General features: G+C 46.3%; 4 protein-coding genes and 1 pseudogene. 2 read left to right on the top strand and 3 right to left on the bottom strand.

The annotated features are described in order from the left end of the window. Positions 1 to 36 precede the first annotated feature (36 nt). Positions 37 to 1,455: a TolC family protein gene (locus tag B5G04_RS18215; RefSeq protein ID WP_239414152.1), complete on the bottom strand. Its 1,419-nt coding sequence runs from the start codon at positions 1,453 to 1,455 to the stop codon at positions 37 to 39. A gap of 226 nt (positions 1,456 to 1,681) precedes the next feature. Here B5G04_RS18215 and B5G04_RS18220 point away from each other — a divergent pair, with 226 nt between their 5' ends. Together B5G04_RS18220 and B5G04_RS18225 are read left to right on the top strand one after the other, a co-directional pair. After that, positions 1,682 to 3,049 carry a sigma-54 dependent transcriptional regulator gene (locus tag B5G04_RS18220; RefSeq protein WP_087398270.1) on the top strand — a complete coding sequence of 456 codons (1,368 nt, stop codon included), beginning with the start codon at positions 1,682 to 1,684 and terminating at the stop codon, positions 3,047 to 3,049. Then, positions 3,046 to 4,314: a PAS domain-containing sensor histidine kinase gene (locus B5G04_RS18225; protein ID WP_087251605.1), complete on the top strand. Its 1,269-nt coding sequence runs from the start codon at positions 3,046 to 3,048 to the stop codon at positions 4,312 to 4,314. Before B5G04_RS18220 ends, B5G04_RS18225 begins: the two co-directional genes overlap by 4 nt. On the opposite strand, the gene B5G04_RS18230 is transcribed toward B5G04_RS18225, so the two are convergent. Beyond that, on the bottom strand, positions 4,298 to 5,053 hold the full coding sequence (locus B5G04_RS18230) for an EFR1 family ferrodoxin (RefSeq protein ID WP_022038743.1): 756 nt from the start codon (positions 5,051 to 5,053) through the stop codon (positions 4,298 to 4,300). The genes B5G04_RS18225 and B5G04_RS18230 overlap by 17 nt on opposite strands. 615 nt (positions 5,054 to 5,668) lie before the next feature. Next, a pseudogene (locus B5G04_RS18235) lies at positions 5,669 to 6,427 on the bottom strand (reverse transcriptase domain-containing protein); the annotation flags it as partial.

Here is a 6,427-nt window from a genome sequence, read left to right on the forward strand (position 1 = left end):
AACAGTTAAGATAGTCGGGTTCTTACCACAGATTTTCTATATTTCAGGCAAATTATCCGCAAGCGGACAATTGCGTTCGAAATCGTATTGCGTCATGCTGCGCAAACCATAATAAAGCGTCCAATAGGTTTTCAATGCCTCAATGTGATTGCGGCGTGCCGTATCTTTTTCGGTGGTCGCTGCATTCAGGTCGAGGATGGTAGACTTTCCCATCAGATACAAGCGAAGAGCCACTTCGTAACGCCTGCGTGCCGTTTCATCGGTACGTGCCGCCACCTGTACCTGCCGCGCCTGCAGGTTGAACTGCCTCACCATTTTCCTCACGTTCAGTTCAAAATCGGTCAATCCCTGCTCTACTTGCGTATCAACCAGCTCGATATTCGATTTCGCTACCCGTACCTGACCTTTGCCACGTCCCCAGTCAAGAATAGGAATCACTACCGACAGACTGACATATTGCTGGTCAAGTGGATTACGATAAGACGCCCGCAAATTATCTGCTGTCTGCGAAAGCCCGAATTGCACATACAGGTCGGCTTTCAATCCGCGGTTGGCACGGGCAGAAGCCAACCGGCTACGGCTTTCCAGCTTCAGCCGCTGATACATTTCGATGTCGGGACTATGGGCAAAAGCTTTTTCCAAGGCTTGGTCAAGTGGTACTTCGAAAGCCGTCACGCTATCTGCCGGGAATACTTCTATCGGCTCGTCTTCCCGGATACCTAAAAAAGAGCGAAAAGTCAACATCGCATCTTCCACTTCAATACTAGCCTGCATCATATTAGTCTCTTCGGTCAACTTGTTCACTTCCAGCTGTAACATCTCATTTTCAGTAATATTACCTATATTATACCGTCCGCGTGCATAACGGTAAAGTGTGTCTGCCGAAGCATAATTGGCACGGGCGATATCCAGATTGGCCTGTGCCGTGGCAAGGTCGAAAAACAATTCGCAAGCCCTCGAAGCTATCAGCTCCAGTGTTTCAGCGTACGACTTTCTGGCTTCACGGAAACGTACCGGTTCGATACGACGGTCCCACTTCAGTGAATTGTATCCGAAAAGCGACTGCTGATAACCAATCGTGACAGGCTGAGTATTGTATGCTTCGGTATGGTCACCGAATTCATCCATACGCTGTGCCGACGTCTGCAAAAACAAATTACCTCCCGTAAACCATATATTCTGACTGACCGACAGGCTTACATCTGTGCTCAACTGATTTTGCCGAAGAAACTGTTCCGTACCATCAGGTTGGGTCACACGGTTGATTTGCCGGTTGAGGTAAGGTGTAGAAGTAAGACTGACTTCCGGCAAATAATTGGCACGGAAAGAACGGTAGCTCCAATAGGCAGCACGATAAGTATGCTGTGCCGCCTGCGCTTCCGGCGAATGTGCCTGCGCCATCCGGATAGCATCGTCCAGACTTAAACGCTCGGCTTCTGCTCCTGTCCATCCCATAACCAATAAGCAAAATATTCCTATCAATCGTTTCATATTACTGCACAAAATGATTCTGAAAATAACAATCAAAATCCATGCCACAAACATAAGCATCTATCTATCAACACATTTACCAATCATCACCTCGGCAAACCCTGTGCGGAAGCACACATATTTTGTGCGAAAGCGCACATACAGCACAAGCTGAAAATGCGTATCTTTGCAGAGAAGCAAACTAAAGACTATGGAACCCAAAGGTAAAATACTGATTATCGATGACAACGAAGACGTGCTGTTCGCACTGAACCTGCTCCTGGAACCTTATACAGAAAAAATAAAGGTAACCACCCAGCCAGCACGCATCGGGCATTTCATGACCACTTTCCAACCGGATGTTATCTTGCTGGATATGAACTTCCGCCGCGATGCCATCAGCGGACAAGAAGGATTCGACTGCCTGGAACAGATTTTGCGCATAGACCCGCAAGCGGTGGTAGTCTTTATGACAGCCTATGCCGATACCGACAAAGCAGTAAGAGCCATCAAGGCAGGAGCCACCGATTTCATTTCAAAGCCATGGGAAAAGGAAAAGCTGCTTGCCACGCTTTCTTCCGCTCTCAAGCTCAGCCAGTCACGCAAAGAAGTAGGCAGGTTGCAAGAACAGGTGCTTGCCCTGAAAGGAAATGATGATTTGCCGGAACTAATCGGAAATTCACCAGCCATGCAAAAGGTAAAAGAAACCATTTTCAAGCTCTCGGATACCGATGCCAACATCCTGATATTGGGTGAAAACGGTACGGGCAAAGACCTGGTAGCACGAATGCTGAAACACTTTTCCCCCCGGCAAGAGGCAGCATTCGTCACTATTGACTTAGGAAGCATCCCCGAACAACTGTTCGAAAACGAACTCTTCGGTTACGAAAAAGGTGCATTTACCGATGCACGGAAATCTAAACCCGGGCGGATGGAGATAGCTTCGGGAGGCACACTCTTTTTGGACGAAATCGGTAATCTGTCACTCCCCATGCAGGCACGGCTGTTGACCGCCATCGAAAAGAAACGCATCACACGGCTGGGTGCCATCGAACCCATTCAGATAGATGTACGGTTGATTTGCGCCACCAATGCCGATCTGCACAAAAGGGTAACAGAAGGCAGTTTCCGCCAAGACCTGTTGTATCGCATCAATACCATCGAGCTGCGCATTCCCCCACTGCGGGAAAGAGGAGAAGACATCCTGCTGCTGGCAGAACACTTCCTGACCAAATACAACCGGAAGTACCACAAAGAAGCCAAAGGACTGACCCGGGAAGCCAAGAACAAGTTATTGAAATACAATTGGCCCGGCAATGTACGCGAACTGCAACATACACTGGAACGGGCTGTCATCCTCAGCGAGAACAACCTGTTACGCCCCAATGACTTCTTCTTTCCACATACTACGGCAGGAAACGATAACGAAAACATACAGGAACTGAATCTGGAAAAGCTGGAGCGCAAAGCCATCGAACAAGCATTGAAAACCAGCTGCGGAAATATGAGCCGTGCGGCAGAACTGTTGGGCATTACCCGCTTCACCCTTTACCGGAAACTGGAAAAACTCGGATTATGAAAAACTATACTTATTCTTTAGCCGTACACGTAGGCAGCATTACCCTATTTGCCATAGCTGGCGCATTTGCTGTAACACAGCACCTGTGGTTCTGCGCCACAGCCTGTATAGTTCTGCTCACCGGTATATGCATCAGTCTCTACCGAACACAAAACCGACAAATCCGCATGATGCAACGGATTGTAGAATGTATGAAAAACAATGACTTGTCTCAACTGATGTGTGCACCGTTCAACAATCCTACGATGCAACAACTGGCAACCGATATGTCGACCGCCCTTAAGAATATCCGCACACACCTGAACGAAGAAGAGACCAAACATCTGTACTACGAAAATCTGTTGAACCAGGTAGATACAGCGGTCATCGTCTGCCATTCGGACGGAAGAATTGAATGGATGAATAAACCGGCACAGCAACTGTTGGGCAACCGTAACAAACTACCCCAAGAAATACTTTCGGCTATCCGTAGCAGACAAGCCGTGGTCCAACTGCCCCATTCTGTTGTACCGACAGAGCTTTCGGTATCTGCCACTCACATCCAACTGAAAGGAAAAGCCTACTGGCTGGTAAGCCTGAAGAATATACATACAGCACTGGAACATACCGAAATGGAAGCCTGGCAAAAACTTATCCGGGTATTGACCCATGAAATCATGAACTCCATCACTCCCATAATCTCACTGGCTGACACCTTGAACGAACGCTGCCAGACATACTCACCCACCTCGACAGACACCCTGATGCAACAAGGACTGCAAATTATCCAACGAAGAAGTAAAGGCTTACTGGAATTTGTAGAAAACTACCGGAAACTGACCAAAATCGCTCCGCCGGTAAAAAACAATATCCGGGTAAATGATTTCTTTGAAGACTTGAAACAACTGTTTGCCGACACGCGCATCACATTCCATTGCCCTGATTGCGAAACACCTTGGAAAGCCGACCGCGGACAAATGGAACAAGTATTCATCAACCTTATCAAAAATGCGCAGGAGGCTTGCTGCGACAACCCGTCAGCACACATCAACATATATGCACACATAGACGATGAAAAATGGAAGTTCATCATTTCCGACAATGGAGAAGGTATGCTTCCCGAAGTAACAGAACGCATCTTCGTCCCTTTCTTTACCACCAAACCGGGAGGTTCTGGCATCGGGCTGGCATTGTGCAAACAAATCATCGTATTACATCGGGGCCAGATAGCCGTTACTTCGGAACCTGACAAAGGCAGTGAATTTACACTTACCTTTCCAATGTAAACTGCCCTTTATGTTTTGTCATACGGCCGTACTCGATGGCATGCTTGGGACAATGGTGATAACAGGAAAGACACATCGCACAATTCTGTCCCCACACCGGATGTTTTTTTTCTAACCGAACATTGTGTAAGGGGCAGGCTGTAACACATTTTCCACATGATATGCAAGCATCTGTCACATGAAAACTTTTGGCAGAAGTCATGAACCGATTGAACAAAGGACGAATCAAATAAGACTTGATCCATGGAAACCTGCCTTCCTTACAATCTACCTTATCCGCACGCGCGGCAACATAGCGGGCTATATCTTCTATCCTGCCCACTGCCTCACGAAGTTTCTTCTGTTCTTTATCTTTAGGGTCTACGTCAAATCCCGGCAAACAGACATACGTTTCAGGCATAATCACCGAAAAACCAGCAGGGCTGGTCCAACCTTTCTCCTGCACGGCACGTGCGAAAATATCGGCAGTCTTACCCGTATCATCGCCACAAGTACAGACAAAATACACATAAGAAGGAATTTTATTGGCGCGCACCTTCGAAAGGAAACCACTTACCAGTGCGGGAGGTCCCCATGCATACACAGGAAAAACAAATCCTAATGCCTCCTCTTCCTCTAAATCCAATAACAGTTCGTCACCCCATATATCCAACAGAGCATAAACACGTTCATCCAATAACTTTCCTAATAAGTTTGCAACCCAACGGGAATTGCCCGTTCCTGAAAAATAAAGCAACATAACAATTAATAATTGACAATTATACTTCTTGCGAAATGCCACACAATCCATACAGCGAGCGGCATGATATAAACAAAAAAACGAAGAACCTTGCCTGTTTGTTTACAGTGACTAACAAGATTCTTCGTTTTCCTAAAAAAGAAGAGCCGTACCCGAGGCGTGACGAAACTCCGATAGACAGGATTTGAGTGCCCACCTCCTTTGTAATCCACCGGCATAAATGCTACCCGAAGGCGTGGCCCGCCATTGGAGGATGAAGCGTAGTCTCGGTATTTCATATTATTTGATGAGTTTCCCGATTCTGCAAGTACGGCTCCATTTTTGTATGACAAATATAATGCTTTTATCTGAGTCTGCCAAATAAATCCATTATTTATTTACTATTATTCGATTTACGAGGTACGATTTAATCTATTCCAGTAAAAACGTCACATTGTGACGCCTCTACTACATATTAATACATCCAGAACTTCGTCTCTATTTATTTCTCAGCGTCTCTGTGCCTCTATGTCCAATCGAGTAGGAGGTAAACATTAATCATAGGTGTTTATCTCCTATTTTCATGTTTACCGACCTCTCACACCACCGTACGTGCCGTTCGGCATACGGCGGTTCCTATTTTGGGTACCATTCGAGATACGAGCCCATTAAGGTAGGATATCCTGCCTTTCGTAGGCTCTCCTTATTTATCGCCACCTTCAATATAGGACTGTCAGCAATACGCCAATAACCTTTGCGGGTGTTACCCCATTCACATGCCTTGTATTTTCCAATACCACATTTAATGAGGTTTGCCACCTTGGTCTTGGGGGTCTTCCAAGCTTTCCATATACACATGCGTATTCTCCGTCTTAACCACTCATCAGTATCAAGAAGAAAACGTTTCATATCGGCTAGGTGATAGTATCCAATCCATCCACGGATGTACTCCTTCAGTTTCTGTTTCCTCTTGACTTATCCCCATCCGTTGCTACGATTCGTCAGTTCTTTGAGTCTTGATTTCATCTTGGATTTGGACTTCGGATGTACTGTGAGGCGGCATTTGCCTTTCATTACATAAAAGGAGTAGCCGAGATACTTAACTCCTTGGACATACGACACTACAGTCTTTTCCTTGTTGACTTTGAGATATAGAGTTCCCTCTATAAATCGGGTTATGGACTCTTTGACTCTTCTTGCCGCCCTCTTGGACTTGCAGAATATCATCGAGTCATCGGCATAGCGAACAAAAGGAAGCCCTCTGCGTTCGAGTTCCTTGTCCAACTCATTAAGCATAATATTACTCAACAAAGGACTTAGTGGTCCTCCTTGGGGAGTTCCTTCCTCGCTCGCTTCGAACAGACCTTTGTTCATTACACCGCTTCGGAGATATTT

Source organism: Bacteroides sp. An51A (genome assembly GCF_002161565.1).
Taxonomy (GTDB): Bacteria; Bacteroidota; Bacteroidia; order Bacteroidales; family Bacteroidaceae; genus Phocaeicola; species Phocaeicola intestinalis.